The organism is Tessaracoccus pujii, assembly GCF_055326215.1.
Genome location: NZ_JBUZNP010000005.1, coordinates 112,846 through 127,474, shown reverse-complemented (window position 1 = coordinate 127,474; position 14,629 = coordinate 112,846). Strand labels below are relative to the sequence as shown.

Below are 14,629 nucleotides of genomic sequence, written 5' to 3'. Positions count from 1 at the left end.
CACGCGCCTATCGTAGGGAGGTCAGCGCAGCGACCCGTACGTCGACTTCGCCTTCTGCAACGCCGACACGTATCCCTCGCGCTCGTAGGCGTCCGGCGACGCCTCCGCGGGAACCGACAGAAGCCCCCGCGCCTTGTTCAGCGACAATCCCTTCGCCTTCAGCCACTGCCCCAGGCCCTCGACGAGCACCTGCGCGTACGCCGGCCCCCGGCGGATCAGCGACGACGTGGTCATCACCACATCGGCCCCCGCAAGGATGTACTTGACCACGTCGTCGGAGGTGTCGACGCCGGTGGTGGCCGCCAGCGACGCCTCGACCCGCCCGCGCAGGACCGAGATCCAGGTCCGCGGCAGGCGCGCCTCCACCGGCGACGACAGGCTCACGCCCGCCTCCACCGTCATCCGGTCCAGATCAATGTCCGGCTGCAGGAACCGGTTGAACAGCACCAACCCGTCGGCGCCGGAGGCAGCCAGGCGCACCGCCATGTTGCCCACAGACGAGAAGAACGGACTCAGCTTCACCGCGACCGGGATGCCGACGGCGCCCTTCACGGCCGCGAGGATGGCCAGGTGACGCTCCTCCACCGCGAACCCGGACATGGTCACGTCCCCTGGAACGAAGTAGATGTTGAGTTCGATGGCCGCGGCCCCCGCGTCCTCGAGGCTGCGCGCGGTCTGCGTCCACCCGCCCAGCGACGCGCCGTTGAGCGAGGCGATCAGCGGCACGTCGATGGCGGCGGCCGCCTGCTCCACCAGCCTGAGGTACGAGTGGCTGGCATCGTGGCCGGCCCGGGGCACCGTCGGGAAGTAGGAGAGCGCCTCGGCGTGCGAGTCCTCGTACATCTCCTCCAGCGCCGCCGTCGCCTCTGCCTCGCGGCGCAACTGTTCCTCGAACAGGGAGTAGAGCACGACGGCGCCCACTCCGCCGTCGGCCAGTGACCTCACGCCCTCGACGGTCTGCGACAACGGTCCGGCCGACGCGACGACGGGGTTGCGCAGGGTGAGGCCCAGGTAGGTGGTGGTGAGATCGGTCATCATCGGTTCCTCGGATCGGCTGCGAACTGGTGAGCGCCCCGGCTGGCCAGCTCTTCGTACTCGGCCCACTTGCGGTCCACCTGCTCCTGCGCGAGGACGAGGAGGCGGTCCGCCTCCACGGGATCCGCCGCGCGAAGCACCTTGTAGCGCAGCTCCGCGGACTGGTACTTCTGCAGCGACATCCGCGGCCGCGGCGAATCCAGCAGGAACGGGTTGCCGCCCGAGTCGCGGATGACGGGGTTGTAGCGCATGAGCGGCCAGTGGCCCGAGTTGACGGCCCGGTACTGCTGCTCAAGGCCCTTGCGGATGTCGTAGCCGTGCGCGATGCAGTGGCTGTAGGCGATGATCAGGCTGGGGCCGTCGTAGGCCTCGGCCTCCCTGAATGCCTTGAGCGTCTGCTGCGGGTCCGCCCCCATCGCCACGCGCGCCACGTAGACCGACCCGTAGGCCATCGCCTGCATGGCCAGATCCTTCTTGTTGGTCAGCTTCCCGCCGGAGGCGAACTTCGCGACGGCGCCCAGCGGCGTGGACTTCGAGGCCTGGCCGCCGGTGTTGGAGTACACCTCGGTGTCCAGGACAAGGATGTTGACGTTGCGCCCGGAGGCGAGCACGTGGTCCACGCCACCGGAGCCGATGTCGTAGGCCCACCCGTCGCCGCCGACGATCCACACGGAGCGGCGCATCAGGTGATCCGCCACGCTGCGCAGGTCTTCCGCGGCGATCCCCTTGAGCCCGACGAGCTTCTCCTTCAGCCGGTTGACCCGGTCCAGCTGCGCGGTCAGTTCGGAGCCCTGGCGTTGAGGCGCGCCCAGGATTCCGTCGACCAGAGCGTCGTCACCGATGTCGCCGCGGAGTTCGGCCAGCCTGGTCCGGGCGAGGTTCTCGTGCAGGTCCGCCGCCAGGCGGATGCCCAGGCCGAACTCGGCGTTGTCCTCGAACAGAGAGTTGGACCAGGCCGGACCGCGGCCCGCGGCGTTCTTGGCCCACGGTGTGGTGGGCAGGTTGCCGCCGTAGATCGAGGAGCAGCCGGTGGCGTTGGCGATGGTTGCGCGGTCGCCGAACAGCTGGCTCAGCAGCTTGAGGTAGGGCGTCTCTCCGCAGCCGGAGCAGGCTCCCGAGAACTCGAACAGCGGTTCCAGGAACTGGGTGCCGCGGATGGTACCGAAGTCCACGCGGGAGCGGTCGTTCTGCGGGATGGTCTCGAAGTAGTCCACCGCCGCCTTCTCCTTCTCGCGGTCCAGGAGCGGCACCAGGTTGATCGCCCGACGCGACGGCTGGTCCACCGGCTTGACCGGACAGGCCTCCACACACAGGCCGCATCCCGTGCAGTCCTCCACGTAGACCTGCAGCGTGTAGCGGGTCTGCGGCAGCCCTGCCGCGTTGAGCGGCGCGGACAGGAATCCCTCCGGGGCATCGCCGATCGAATCGGCGGAGTAACTCTTGGCGCGCAGCACCGAGTGCGGGCATACGAACGCGCAGTTACCGCACTGGATGCAGGACTCGGCGTCCCACTCGGCCACGATCTCGGAGATGTTGCGCTTCTCGAACTTGGTGGTGCCCGACGGGTAGGTCCCGTCCACCGGCAGTGCCGAGACCGGCAGGTCGTCGCCGCGACCCGTCAGCATGGTCGCGGTCACCGTGCGCACGAACTTGGGAGCGTTGGCCGGCACGGGTGGGATGAACCCGTGATCCGAGGAGGCGAAGTCCGGCACGACCACCTCGTGCAGCTCGGCCAGCGCAGCATCCACGGCCTCGTGATTCTTGCGCACCACCTCCGCGGACTTGCGGGCGTAGGTCTTGGTGATCGCGTCCTTGATCTTCTCGATGGCCTTGTCCCGTGGCAGGACGCCCGAGATGGCGAAGAAACAGGTCTGCAGGATGGTGTTGGTGCGGCTGCCCAGTCCGGCCGCGCGCGCGACCTTCCCTGCGTCGATGACGTAGACCTTGATCCCCAGTTCGATGATCCTGCGCTGAACCGGAAGGGGCAGCTGACGCCAGGTCCCATCGGGTCCGTAGGGGGCGTTGAGCAGCAGCACGGTGCCGGGCCGGGCGAACTCCAGCACATCGACCCGCTCCAGGATGGACCAGTGGTGGCAGCCGATGAAGCCGGCCTGGTTGATCAGATACGGCGCGTGGATGGGGTGCGGCCCGAAGCGCAGGTGCGAGACCGTCCGTGACCCCGACTTCTTCGAGTCGTAGACGAAATAGCCCTGAGCAAAGGTGTCCTCTGAGGAGCCCAGGATCTTGATGGTGTTCTTGTTGGCGCCGACGGTGCCGTCCGAGCCGAGGCCGTAGAAGACGGCGCGCAGCGTCTCTGGATTCTCCAGGTCCAGCGTCGGGTCGTAGTCCAACGAGAGATGGGTGACGTCGTCGTGGATGCCGACGGTGAACCGCGGCTTGGGCGTCTCCCGAGCCAGCTCGTCGTAGATGGCCACGACCATCGCGGGCGTGAACTCCTTCGACGACAGCCCGTACCGGCCTCCGATGGTGACGGGCAGCGCGTCACGCAGCCCGCCGGCCACTGCCTCCGCCAGCACGGAGGTGACGTCGAGGAACATCGGCTCACCGGTGGCGCCGGACTCCTTCGTGCGATCGAGGACCGCGAGGCGAGTCACCGTGGCCGGCAGTGCCGCCAGGAACGCGTCGGTGGGGAACGGGCGGTAGAGACGGATCTGGATCACGCCCACTCGCTCGCCCTGGGCGTTGAGGCGATCGACCACCGGCGTGACGGCCTCGATGCCCGAACCCATGACGACGACGACACGGTCCGCGTCCGGCGCACCGTGGTACTCGACGAGCCCGTAGCGTCGGCCGGTCAGTTCGGCGAACTTGTCCATCTCGTTGGCGATCACCTTCGGCGCCCACTCGTAGTACAGGTTGGCGGTCTCCCTGGACTGGAAATAGGTGTCCGGGTTCTGGGCGGTGCCACGGATGAACGGGTTGGCGGGGCTCAAGGCACGGGCGCGGTGCTCCATCACCAACTCGCGCGGGATGAACTGGCGCAGCTCGTCGTCGGTGAGCTTGGTCAGGGTGTTGAGTTCGTGCGAGGTGCGGAACCCGTCGAAGAAGTGCACGATCGGCAGCCGGGTGCGGAGCGTGGCCGAGTGCGCCACCGCGGCCATGTCGTGGGCCTCCTGGACGGAGGCGGAGCTGAGCAGGCAGACGCCGGTCTGGCGCACCGCCATGACATCCTGGTGGTCACCGAAGATGGACAGGCCCTGCGTCGCCAGGGAGCGCGCGGCCACATGGAACACGGTTGAGGTGAGTTCGCCGGCGATCCGGTACATGTTGGGGATCATCAGCAGGAGCCCCTGCGAGGCGGTGAAGGTGGTCGACAGCGCGCCGCCCTGCAGCGCCCCGTGCATGGCGCCGGCGGCACCGCCCTCGGACTGCATCTCGATGACGGTGGGCACCTGCCCGTAGATGTTGGTGCGGCCGTGCGCCGCCCACTCGTCCGCCAGCTCCGCCATCGTCGACGACGGCGTGATGGGGTAGATGGAACACAGCTCACTGACGCGGTAGGCGACGTCCGCCGCCGCCTCGTTGCCGTCGATGATCGCCTTGGTGCTCATCGGGTGCCCTCCTGGATCATGTCGATGGCGTGCACCGGGCACTGCTCGTAGCAGGTGGCGCAGCCGGTGCATTTCTCGTAGTCGAAGCGGTAGCGGTTGCCCTTGCCCAGTTTGATCACGGCGTCCTCCGGGCATGCGCCGAAGCATCCGTCGCACTCGAAGCAGTTGCCGCAGCTCAGGCAGCGGTTGGCCTCGTAGCCGGCCTCGGCGTCGGTCAGGCCGGCCATCACCTCACCGAAGCCCTCGAGTCGCTCCTCGACGTCGGTCTCCTCCTGCACCCGGCGCTGGTGATCGCCGAAGTACCAGAGGTTCATCATCGGCAGGGTGACCACCGCGTTCTTGTCGCGCGGCACCCATTCCTCCTTGTTGAGCCAGGCGTCGATGCGGCGGGCCGCCTTCTTGCCGTGGCCCACGCCGATGGTGACGGTGCGGTCCGACGGCACCGCATCGCCGCCGGCGAAGATACCCGGCACGGCGGTCATCAGGCTGGTGGGATCCACGTCCACCACGTCGTCGTTGAAGCTCATTCCAGGAATGGCCCGCAGGAAGTCGGTGTCCGCGCGCTGGCCGAGCGCCAGGATCACGGTGTCTGCGGCCAGCGTCTCGAAGCGTCCGGTGCCCCGGGCCTTGCCGTTGTCGTCGAGTTCCATGATCTCGACGGTGAGGTCCTCCTCGTTCATCGAGGTGATGGTGCGCAGCCAGTTCATCTGCACGCCCTCCGCCTGGGCACCTTCGAGTTCCTCGGCGTGCGCGGGCATCTCGGCGAGCGTTCGACGGTAGACGATGACGGATTCCTCGGCGCCGAGCCGACGGGCCACTCTCGCCGCGTCCATGGCGGTGTTGCCGCCGCCGTACACCGCGACCCTCCGTCCGATGATGGGCCGTTCCCCCGACGCCACCTCCCGCAGGAAGCTCACGGCGTCCACCACGCGGGTGGCGTCGGTGGCGGGGATGTCCACGCGCTTGGAGATGTGCGCACCGACGGCGACGAAGACGGCGTCGAAGTTGCCGTCGCGCTGGGTGGCGAGCAGGTCCTTGATGGGGGTGTTCTGGCGGAACACCACGCCCATGGCGACGAGGCGCCCGAGTTCGGCGTCCAGCACGTCACGGGGCAGGCGGTACTCGGGGATGCCGTAACGCATCATGCCGCCCGGCTTGTCGCCGGCGTCGAATATCTCGACGTCGTGCCCGAGGCGGCTGAGGTGGTACGCGGCCGACAGGCCCGCCGGGCCGGAGCCCACCACCATGACACGCCGGCCGGAGCGACGGCGGGGCGGCGGGAAGTGCCATCCCTTCTCGATGGCAAGGTCGCCCAGGTAGCGCTCGACGGAGTGGATGGAGACGGCCTCGTCGAGGTCCTTGCGGTTGCAGTCCGTCTCACAGGGGTGGTAGCAGACGCGGCCGTGGATGGCGGGGAACGGATTGTCGGTGACGAGTTGGCGCCAGGCGGCCTCGGCCTCGCCGGCCTTGATCAGCCGCAGCCACTCCTGGATGTTCTCCCCCGCTGGGCACCCCGCGTTGCACGGCGGGAGCATGTCCAGGTAGATGGGCTTCCGCGATCGGACCGGAGCCACTCGACCTGCGGTGTGACTCAGGTCCGGTTGGACGGTCATGTCCCTGCGCTCGGCGGCCATCGTTGCCCCTTCTCGTAGCTACTACTCAGCATCGTAGGGGGGTGGGGTATGGCGGGGGCACTGGGGGCAGACAAAGGGCCCGCGTTGTCACGCGGGCCCTCGTCGGCGGAGCTGGGAAGCTCAGCCTGCGGTCTTGGTCTCCTCGACCAGGGCCTCGATGTCCAGGGCCTTGATCTGCTCGATCAGGGAGTCCACCTGCTTGCCGTTGAGCAGGCCGGCCTGCCGGAACACGAGGTTGCCCCTGCGGAAGGCCATGATGGTGGGGATGGACTGGATGTCCCATGCGGCCGCCACGTCCCGGGCGTCCTCGGTGTCGACCTTGCCGAACACGACGTCGTCGTGGCGGGTGGAGGCGTCTTCGTAGATGGGCGAGAAGCGCTTGCAGGGCGCACACCAGTCCGCCCAGAAGTCGACGAGGACCACCTCGTTGTCGTTGACGGTGGTGTTGAAGTTCTCTGCGGTCAGGGTGGTGGTCGCCATGGAGCGATCCCCTTTCTTCCTTGGATCTCGTGCGTCGTCGTCGGTACAACCCCCGCGCGCGGCGCGATATTCCCTCCGCCGCACACCCCATGGGGTATACGAAGCCTACTTGATGGCGATGAGGCGACGCATGGGCAGTGGCACCCGCACGGGGCCGGACTCTGCGGCGCGCGCGGCGAGGAACTCCACCGCGGCGAGCGTGCGGGCGCGGTCCGTGGCCCCTCGGAGGCCGGCGAAAAGCATCTCGGCGTCGTCGCGGTCGGCGACCTCGACGTAGTACTTGGCGCGCTTGTCCTCCGCCTTCGTGAGTCCGGCTGTCAGGAGTGCGTCGCGGGCCCGGAACTCGGTGAGGCCGGGCAGCAGCGGCGTCACCCTGAGGATGTGGGCGAGGCGGCCGACCAGCCTGAGGTCCGTGGTGTTGGCCGGACGCAGCGAGGGCGTGAGCGCCGCGAACACCCCGCCCGGGCGCAGCACCCGCGCCACCTCCGAGAGCAGGCGGGGGCGGTCGGAGACCACGGCGATCCCGAGGGACGAGACGACGGCGTCGAAGCTGCCGTCCGCGAACGGCAGGTACGAGGCATGGCCGAGCACGAGCGGCCCCCTGCCCCTGCGCCGGCCCTCCACCAGCTCCGCCTCCGAGCGGTCCAGGCCGATGACCGTGCGGCCGGGGCGGGCCAGCCTGTCGATCATGGCGCCTGCGCCGCACGCCAGGTCCAGCACGGTCACGGCCGATGCGGAAACCGAGCGCGCCAGCCACTCGTAGGGAGTGTGGTTGCCGCCGTAGGCGCGGCTGAGGACGTCCTCGATGGCACCGGGTCCGCGCGTGCCGAACCACCTCAACGCCTCATGGTTCTCACTCATCGCGACTCACGAACAACAACTCCGACGCGAACAGGCCCACCTCGGTGGTGGTGCCGTCGATGGTCACCAGCACCACGTCCACGTCTCTCCTGGCGAGGAAGGTGACCCCGGGCCTGAGGCCGGCGAGTGCCAGAGCGGGCAGCATGGCCGGGTCCGCCTGCAGGTTCTCACTCATCCGCTGCAGCACGAAGCGCTGCGGCTGATCAGTGACGAGGTCCGCCAGGGGGTCCGCGTGGTCCCGGAACGGGACGTGGTCCACGTCCACGCCGAGCTCGCGGAGGCCGGGAATGGGGTTGCCGTAGGGCGAACGGGTGGGCGAGTCCAGGATCGCGACGAGCCGCTTCTCCACGTCCACCGAGATGACGTGCTCCCAGCGGCAGGCCTCGTCGTGCACCTTCTCCCAGTCCAGCCCGATCACCTCGGTGAGCAGGCACTCCGCGAGGCGGTGCTTGCGCATCACGTCGCGCGCGAGGGTGGCACCGGTGCGGGTGAGCCGGATGGTGCGGTCCGCGTCCACGTAGAGGAGTCCGTCTCGCTCCATGCGGGCCACCGTCTGCGACACCGTGGGGCCGGACTGGTGGAGGCGCTCGGCGATCCGCGCGCGGAGAGGCCGCACCCCCTCCTCCAGCAGCTCATAGACGGTGCGGAGGTACATCTCCGTGGTGTCGATCAGGTCGCTCATCCCAATACCTCCTTCACCGCCCATCCTAGTGTCGCGCATTCGCCACCATCAGGGCCGAGGCGGGACCACCCAGTCGCCGCGGCGCATGACGCCGTGCAGGCGGCCGTCGTCGTCGACGAGGCAGACGTCGGCCCAGAGCCCGGCCTCCAGGCGGCCCACCTCGTCGAGGCGGTGCCACGCGGCCGGGGTCGTGGCGGCCATGAGGGCTGCATCGGGGATACTGACGCCCACCTCCTGCACCACGAACTCGAACGCGGCCGCCATGGTGAGCGTGGAGCCGGCGATGGCGCCCGGGGTCCCGTCGGCGGTGACGAGGCGGGCCGTCCCGTCGATCACCTCCACCTCGAGTTCACCCAGGACGTAGCGCCCGTCGCCCGAGCCCGTGGCGCTCATCGCGTCGGTGACCAGGGCCACGCGACGGGGGGTCGCGGCGTCGATCGACATCGCGGCGATCACCGGCTTGTGGTGCACGCCGTCGCAGATCAGCTCGACCATGACCCGCTCGTCGGCCAGCAGCACCGGCACGGGGCCGGGCTCCCGGTGGTGGATGGGGCGCATGGCGGAGAACAGGTGGGTGGCGACGGTGGCTCCCCACTCGATGGACTCCGCGGTGGCGATGTCGTCGGCGTCGGAGTGGCCGAACGCGACGGCGACCCCAGCCTCGACGAAGCGCCGGGTGGCGGTCTCCGCGTGCGCGCGCTCGACGGCCAGGGTGATCATCTTCAACGCCGGGCCGCCGGCGTCGATGAGCCGCTCCACCGCCTCGGGATCGGGGTCGCGCAGCAGCGCCTCGGCGTGGGCGCCCTTCCGTTCGGGTGCCAGGAACGGCCCTTCGAGGTGGATGCCGGCAAGGTGCCCGTCGTGGTGCAGCGACCGCAGCACCGCGAGCTGCGCCTCCAGTTTGCCGAGCGGCTCCGTGACGGTGCTGGCGAAGATAGTGGTGGTGCCGTGGCGCCGGTGGTACTCGATGGCCTCGACGTTGCGGCCCGGGTCCGGGTCACCGAAACTGACTCCGACGGCGCCGTGGCAGTGCGTGTCCACGAACCCCGGCACCGCCCAGAGCCGCCCCCCTCCCCCGCCTGGCTGGACCGCCACGATCCGCCCGTCCTCGATCCGGATCGTCGCGTTCTCCACCACACCCTCAGGCGTGACGGCGTGGGCGACGGTGAACTGAGACGTGGGCATGGCCCAATCCTAGGACCGGACGAAGAAGGTCACCGCCCCGGCCGTGAGGGCGACGATGCCCGCGAGCACCAGGGCGATCGTCGTGCCCGTGCGCGCCGGCGCCGGCTCCTGCTGGGGATCATCGGACGCGGTGCCAGACGGGGACGCGGACGCCGACGCCGAGGACGGCGCCGGGCCGGGCGACGAGGGCGCCGCCGAAGGCGCGACCGTGGTCGTGACGTCCGAGGAAGGCACCTCCACCTCGCGGATGGCGGGGTTGCCACCCACCAGAATCTGATCGTCCGGGCCGACTGCGATGGACTCGCCATCGGGTGCGCCGACGATCGTGTCGGTAACCAGCGTCTCCCAGGTGAAAGCGTCGATGTACTCGATTCCGATGGCTGTACGCAGCGCCATGGTGGACCCGTCGGACAGGAAGACGCCGTCGCTGACCCCCGCGGGGGCGTCCGTGACGCGCACGAGGGTGTTCATCTCCTCCCGCGACGGCTCGAGCTCCGCCCGGTAGATGCCCGGGTCCTCCCCTGCGGTGACGACGTAGATCCGGCCCCTACCCGACAGCATCATCGCCTCGGCGTGCCGGGGTCCGTCCTCGTAGACGAAGTCGTAGGCGTGATAGGTGATCCGGGCCTCCTCTAGCGGCGAGAGGCGGTACACCACGACCGAGTCACGCGCCGCGTCCTGGTCTCCGATGTCACCCACCCACAACCTGTCACCACGCCACGCCAGGGCCTGCACGGACTCGAGCTCCGCGTCGAAGGACACCTCCCTGCCGTCCGCGTCGATCACCGTGCCGTCGTCGGCGCCCGGTCCGGCCAGCCAGAGGGTGGAGGATCCGGATCCGTAGGCCATACCCACGACGGGGGTGGAGCCCTCCGGCGGCACGATCTCCTCCCCCAGCGCGGATGCGGCCGCCCCTGCGGACAGTCCCAGGCCGACGATGCCGGCCGCGGCCACCCGTCCGAACGCGTTCATCTGCTCCCCACCAGGCTTCCGAGGATGACGAGCACCACGAGGGCCACCAGGACGCCTGTGACGATCATTCGGCGAGTTCTCGGATTCACTGTGCCGATGCTACGCCCACGGTTACCTTGGGTGCATGCAGGAGCTCGTGGCGTGCGCGGTCTCGATCGACGATGTGCGGGACGTCTTCGGCGCCTCGCCCGCTCTCGCTGATCGGCTACGCGCCGCAGCGGCCGCACGCTTCAGCAGCCAGACACCGAAGCGCAGGCAGTGGATGCGGCCCCTGATGCGCCGCGACCCCGCCTTCAGGGTGGACCCGGCCGCGCCGTCGAGCCGCGACGTCGAGGCCCTGCTGGCGGGAGGGTTCATCGCCCCGGACCGGGTGGGGCCCTCGTGGGTGGTGCTGATCGGGTGGCTGGAGGAGCTCTCCGCGGCGAGCCGGCGCACCCCGTGGGACGAGGCCGCCTTCGAGCGGGCCGAGTGGAACCTCGCCCGCGCTGGTCTCAACAGCGACTACTCGCTGCGCAGCCTCGGGGACCGGGACCTGGGCATCCCGTTGCGCCCGCTGCCGGGGCAGGTGGCGGGCTACGCCAAGCACGTGCACGCCGTCGAGACCCTGCGGGCTCTGAGGGCGGCCTACGACCACCCCGAGCTGACCGCCGAGGACCGGCGAATCCTCACCCCGATCCTCGACGTGCTCGAGACAGCATCCCGGCAGCCGCGCCTCGACGTGGTGGTGGTCGGCGCGACCGCCTGACGGCTCACGCCGGGTCGATCACCAGGACCAGGTCCCCGCCCTCGAGCTGGGTGGTGCCGGGAAGCACCACGCGCCTGACCACGCCGGCGATGGGGGCGTTGATGGCCGCCTCCATCTTCATGGCCTCGATGGTGGCCACCTGGTCCCCCACCGCGACACTCGCGCCCTCCTCCGCCGTCGGCGTGACGGCGCCGCTGAACGGGGCAGCGACATGGCCCTTCTTCGTCGGATCGGCGCGCTCCGCGGTGGCCACCTCGGACTTGATCTTCAGGTCCCGCACGCGCACGGGCCGGATCTGGCCGTTGAGCAGGCACATGACGCTGCGCTTGCCGCGCTTGTCGGGATCCGAGATGGCCTCGATGCCCGCCAGCAGCGTCACGCCCTTCTCCAGCGTGATCGAGTACTCCTTGCCCCGCTCCATGCCGTAGAGGTACGGAACGGTGGGGAGCACGGAGATGTCTCCGAAGTCCTCGCGCTGCTGCTCGAAATCCTTCGTGGGGCCGGGGAACAGCAGCCGGTTCAGGGTCTCCTGGCGCGTGCGGCCCGGTTCGGCCAGCAACGCCAGGTCCCCGTCGGCCACGTCGGTGACCCGCACCGGGGTGCGTCGGCCCTCGATGGCCCGGCTGCGGAACGGCTCAGGCCATCCGCCGGCGGGCTTGCCGAGCTCACCGTTGAGGAAACCGACGACCGAATCGGGGATGTCGAACTTCTGCGGGTCCGCCTCGAACTCGGCGGGATCGGCTCCGACGGCGACGAGGTGCAGGGCCAGGTCCCCCACCACCTTCGACGACGGGGTGACCTTCGTGGGGCGGCCCAGGATCTTGTCCGCCGCCTCGTACATGTCCTCGATGGCCTCGAACTTCTCGCCCAACCCCAGCGCGATGGCCTGCTGGCGCAGGTTGGACAGCTGCCCGCCGGGGATCTCATGGCTGTAGACGCGGCCTGTCGGGGCGGGGAGCCCGGACTCGAAGGGCCGGTACATCTTGCGCACGGCCTCCCAGTAGGGCTCAAGGTCCAGCACGGCCTGCGCGTCCAGCTCGGACTGCCGCTCCGTCTGGTCCAGCGCCGCGACCAGGGCAGACATCGGGGGCTGTGAGGTGGTGGAGGCCATCGCCGAGTTGGCCACGTCCACCGCGTCCACGCCGGCGTTGATGGCCGCCATGAGCGTGGCCAGCTGGCCGCCCGTGGTGTCGTGGGTGTGCAGGTGGACGGGCAGGTCGAAGCGCTCGCGGAGGGCGGTCACCAGGCGGCGGGCCGCCTCGGGGCGCAGCAGGCCGGCCATGTCCTTGATGGCCACGATGTGCGCCCCCGCGTCGACGATCTGCTCGGCCAGGCGCAGGTAGTAGTCCAGCGTGTAGATCTTCTCCGCCGGGTCCAGCAGGTTGGAGGTGTAGCAGAGCGCCACCTCCGCCACGGACGGCGTTTCGCGCACCGCGTCGATCGCGGGGCGCATCTGCTCGACGTCGTTGAGCGCGTCGAAGATGCGGAAGATGTCCACGCCGGTGGCGGCGGCCTCCGCGACGAACGCGTGCGTCACCTCGGTGGGGTACGGGGTGTAGCCGACGGTGTTGCGGCCACGCAGCAGCATCTGCAGGTTCTGATTCGGCATGGCCTCGCGCAGCGACGCGAGCCGCTCCCACGGGTCCTCGCCGAGGAATCGCAACGCCACGTCGTAGGTGGCGCCGCCCCAGCATTCCACCGAGAACATCTGCGGCAGGAGGCGGGCCTGCGTGGGCGCCACGGCGAGCAGGTCCTTCGTACGCACGCGGGTGGCCAGGAGCGACTGGTGGGCGTCGCGGTAGGTGGTGTCGGTGATCCGCACCGGCACCGCCTGACGCAGCTCGGCCGCGAACCCCTCAGCGCCGAGCGCGAGGAGCCGCTGCCGCGAACCGTCCGGCGCCGGTGAGGCAAGGTCCGCCGGCGGCAGCTTCACCGCGGGATCCAAGGTGGTGGGAGCCTCGCCGTGCGGGCGGTTCACCGTGACCTCGGCGAGGTGCCGCAGCAGCTTGGTGGCGCGGTCCGCGGGCGTGCGGGCATGGAGCAGGTAGGGGCGTTCGTCGATGAACGACGTGGTGACGCCGCCGGCCGCGAAGTCCGGATCATCCAGGACGGCGCGCAGGAAAGGCACGTTGGTCGCGACACCGCGGATGCGGAATTCCGCCAGGGCGCGGCGGGCCCGCGCCACGGCCATCGGGAAGTCCCGGCCGCGCGCGGTGAGCTTGACCAGCAGCGAGTCGAAGTGGGGGCTGATCTCGACGCCGGTGCCCGTGGTGCCGCCGTCGAGCCGGATGCCGGCGCCGGAGGCGGAGCGGTAGGCGGTGATGAGGCCGGTGTCGGGGCGGAACGAGTTCTGCGGGTCCTCGGTGGTGATGCGGCACTGGAGCGCGGCCCCCCGGATCTGCAGCTCGTCCTGACGCACGCCGATGTCCTCCAGCGACTCGCCGCCGGCGATGCGCATCTGGGCCTGCACCAGGTCGACGTCGGTGATCTCCTCGGTGACGGTGTGCTCCACCTGGATGCGCGGGTTCATCTCGATGAACACGTGTTCTCCGGCGCGTTCGCCCTCGGTCTCGATGAGGAATTCGACGGTCCCCGCGCACGTGTAGTTGATGGCCCGGGCGAACTTGACCGCGTCCGCGGTGAGCTTGTCCCGCAGCTCCTGCGAGATGTGCGGCGCCGGCGCGATCTCGATGACCTTCTGGTGGCGCCGCTGGATGGAGCAGTCCCGCTCGAAGAGGTGCACCACCTCGCCCTGCGAATCGGCCAGGATCTGGACCTCGATGTGTCGCGGCGCGCCGACAGCCTGCTCGATGAAAACCGTCGGGTCACCGAAGGCGGCCTCCGCCTCGCGCATGGCGGCACCCAGCTCGTCGGCCATCTTCGCGGGATCGTCCACGCGGCGCATCCCGCGGCCGCCGCCACCGGCCACCGCCTTGATGAAGACGGGGAAGCCGATCTTCTCAGCCGCTCTGGTGAGCTCATCGGTGTCCGTCGAGGGGGGGCAGGACGCGAGGGTGGGGACGCCGACGCGGCGCGCCTCGTTGAGGGCGCGCACCTTGTTGCCGGCGAGCGTGAGCACGTCCGCGGACGGGCCGATGAAGGTGATGCCGTTGGCCTCGCAGGCCGCGGCCAGGCCCGGGTTCTCGGAGAGGAAGCCGTACCCGGGGTAGATGGCGTCCGAGCCGGATTCCTTGGCTGCCCGGATGATCTCGTCGATGTCCAGGTAGGCGCGGACGGGGTGGCCCTCCTCCCCGATGAGATAGGACTCCTGCGCCTTGATCCGGTGATCCGCGTTGCGGTCCTCGTAGGCGAAGACGGCGACGGTGCGGAGGCCGAGTTCGTAAGCGGCGCGAAACGCGCGGACGGCGATCTCGCCTCGGTTGGCGACCAATACCTTCTGGAACATGGGCGCCAGACTACCGGGCGGGCCCTTTCGGGCACACCACGCTTCCAGCGATGCGCC

10 protein-coding genes are annotated in these 14,629 nt (G+C 69.8%); 1 reads left to right on the top strand and 9 read right to left on the bottom strand.

Features of this window, described 5'->3' with window-relative positions; translation table 11 throughout:
- Nucleotides 1-21 precede the first annotated feature (21 nt).
- From ACZK5N_RS08920 to ACZK5N_RS08885, 8 genes are all read right to left on the bottom strand, one after another.
- On the bottom strand, nucleotides 22-1,035 hold the full coding sequence (locus ACZK5N_RS08920) for a dihydroorotate dehydrogenase-like protein (RefSeq protein WP_459018935.1): 1,014 nt from the start codon (nucleotides 1,033-1,035) through the stop codon (nucleotides 22-24).
- On the bottom strand, nucleotides 1,035-4,607 hold the full coding sequence (nifJ, locus tag ACZK5N_RS08915; protein ID WP_459018934.1) for a pyruvate:ferredoxin (flavodoxin) oxidoreductase: 3,573 nt from the start codon (nucleotides 4,605-4,607) through the stop codon (nucleotides 1,035-1,037). Before nifJ ends, ACZK5N_RS08920 begins: the two co-directional genes overlap by 1 nt.
- A complete protein-coding gene (locus ACZK5N_RS08910) occupies nucleotides 4,604-6,241 on the bottom strand; it encodes an NAD(P)-binding protein (protein WP_459018933.1) in 1,638 nt (545 codons plus the stop codon). Before ACZK5N_RS08910 ends, nifJ begins: the two co-directional genes overlap by 4 nt.
- A gap of 120 nt (nucleotides 6,242-6,361) precedes the next feature.
- Nucleotides 6,362-6,721 carry a thioredoxin gene (gene trxA, locus ACZK5N_RS08905; RefSeq protein ID WP_459018932.1) on the bottom strand — a complete coding sequence of 120 codons (360 nt, stop codon included), beginning with the start codon at nucleotides 6,719-6,721 and terminating at the stop codon, nucleotides 6,362-6,364.
- 105 nt (nucleotides 6,722-6,826) lie between these two features.
- On the bottom strand, nucleotides 6,827-7,582 hold the full coding sequence (locus tag ACZK5N_RS08900) for a class I SAM-dependent methyltransferase (RefSeq protein WP_459018931.1): 756 nt from the start codon (nucleotides 7,580-7,582) through the stop codon (nucleotides 6,827-6,829).
- On the bottom strand, nucleotides 7,575-8,264 hold the full coding sequence (locus tag ACZK5N_RS08895; protein WP_459018930.1) for an iron-dependent transcriptional repressor DtxR: 690 nt from the start codon (nucleotides 8,262-8,264) through the stop codon (nucleotides 7,575-7,577). The genes ACZK5N_RS08900 and ACZK5N_RS08895 overlap by 8 nt, the downstream gene beginning before the upstream one ends.
- Nucleotides 8,265-8,312: 48 nt before the next feature.
- Nucleotides 8,313-9,449: an N-acetylglucosamine-6-phosphate deacetylase gene (locus ACZK5N_RS08890; RefSeq protein WP_459018929.1), complete on the bottom strand. Its 1,137-nt coding sequence runs from the start codon at nucleotides 9,447-9,449 to the stop codon at nucleotides 8,313-8,315.
- A gap of 9 nt (nucleotides 9,450-9,458) precedes the next feature.
- A complete protein-coding gene (locus ACZK5N_RS08885; protein ID WP_459018928.1) occupies nucleotides 9,459-10,421 on the bottom strand; it encodes a hypothetical protein in 963 nt (320 codons plus the stop codon).
- A gap of 124 nt (nucleotides 10,422-10,545) precedes the next feature.
- Between ACZK5N_RS08885 and ACZK5N_RS08880 the strand changes: the two genes are divergently transcribed.
- Nucleotides 10,546-11,166, top strand: a complete 621-nt coding sequence (locus ACZK5N_RS08880) for a hypothetical protein (RefSeq protein ID WP_459018927.1) — start codon at nucleotides 10,546-10,548, stop codon at nucleotides 11,164-11,166.
- Between the two features lie 4 nt (nucleotides 11,167-11,170).
- On the opposite strand, the gene ACZK5N_RS08875 is transcribed toward ACZK5N_RS08880, so the two are convergent.
- Nucleotides 11,171-14,572 (bottom strand): pyruvate carboxylase, encoded by a 3,402-nt coding sequence (locus ACZK5N_RS08875; RefSeq protein ID WP_459018926.1) that lies wholly within the window; start codon nucleotides 14,570-14,572, stop codon nucleotides 11,171-11,173.
- Nucleotides 14,573-14,629: the final 57 nt, after the last annotated feature.

Bases quoted from the DNA above. Each gene is read 5' to 3' on its own strand.
- ACZK5N_RS08885 (WP_459018928.1), bottom strand. From the start codon at position 10,421: ATGAACGCGTTCGGACGGGTGGCCGCGGCCGGCATCGTCGGCCTGGGA.
- ACZK5N_RS08890 (WP_459018929.1), bottom strand. From the start codon at position 9,449: ATGCCCACGTCTCAGTTCACCGTCGCCCACGCCGTCACGCCTGAGGGT.
- trxA (WP_459018932.1), bottom strand. From the start codon at position 6,721: ATGGCGACCACCACCCTGACCGCAGAGAACTTCAACACCACCGTCAAC.
- ACZK5N_RS08920 (WP_459018935.1), bottom strand. From the start codon at position 1,035: ATGACCGATCTCACCACCACCTACCTGGGCCTCACCCTGCGCAACCCC.
- nifJ (WP_459018934.1), bottom strand. From the start codon at position 4,607: ATGAGCACCAAGGCGATCATCGACGGCAACGAGGCGGCGGCGGACGTC.
- ACZK5N_RS08895 (WP_459018930.1), bottom strand. From the start codon at position 8,264: ATGAGCGACCTGATCGACACCACGGAGATGTACCTCCGCACCGTCTAT.
- ACZK5N_RS08900 (WP_459018931.1), bottom strand. From the start codon at position 7,582: ATGAGTGAGAACCATGAGGCGTTGAGGTGGTTCGGCACGCGCGGACCC.
- ACZK5N_RS08880 (WP_459018927.1), top strand. From the start codon at position 10,546: ATGCAGGAGCTCGTGGCGTGCGCGGTCTCGATCGACGATGTGCGGGAC.
- ACZK5N_RS08875 (WP_459018926.1), bottom strand. From the start codon at position 14,572: ATGTTCCAGAAGGTATTGGTCGCCAACCGAGGCGAGATCGCCGTCCGC.
- ACZK5N_RS08910 (WP_459018933.1), bottom strand. From the start codon at position 6,241: ATGGCCGCCGAGCGCAGGGACATGACCGTCCAACCGGACCTGAGTCAC.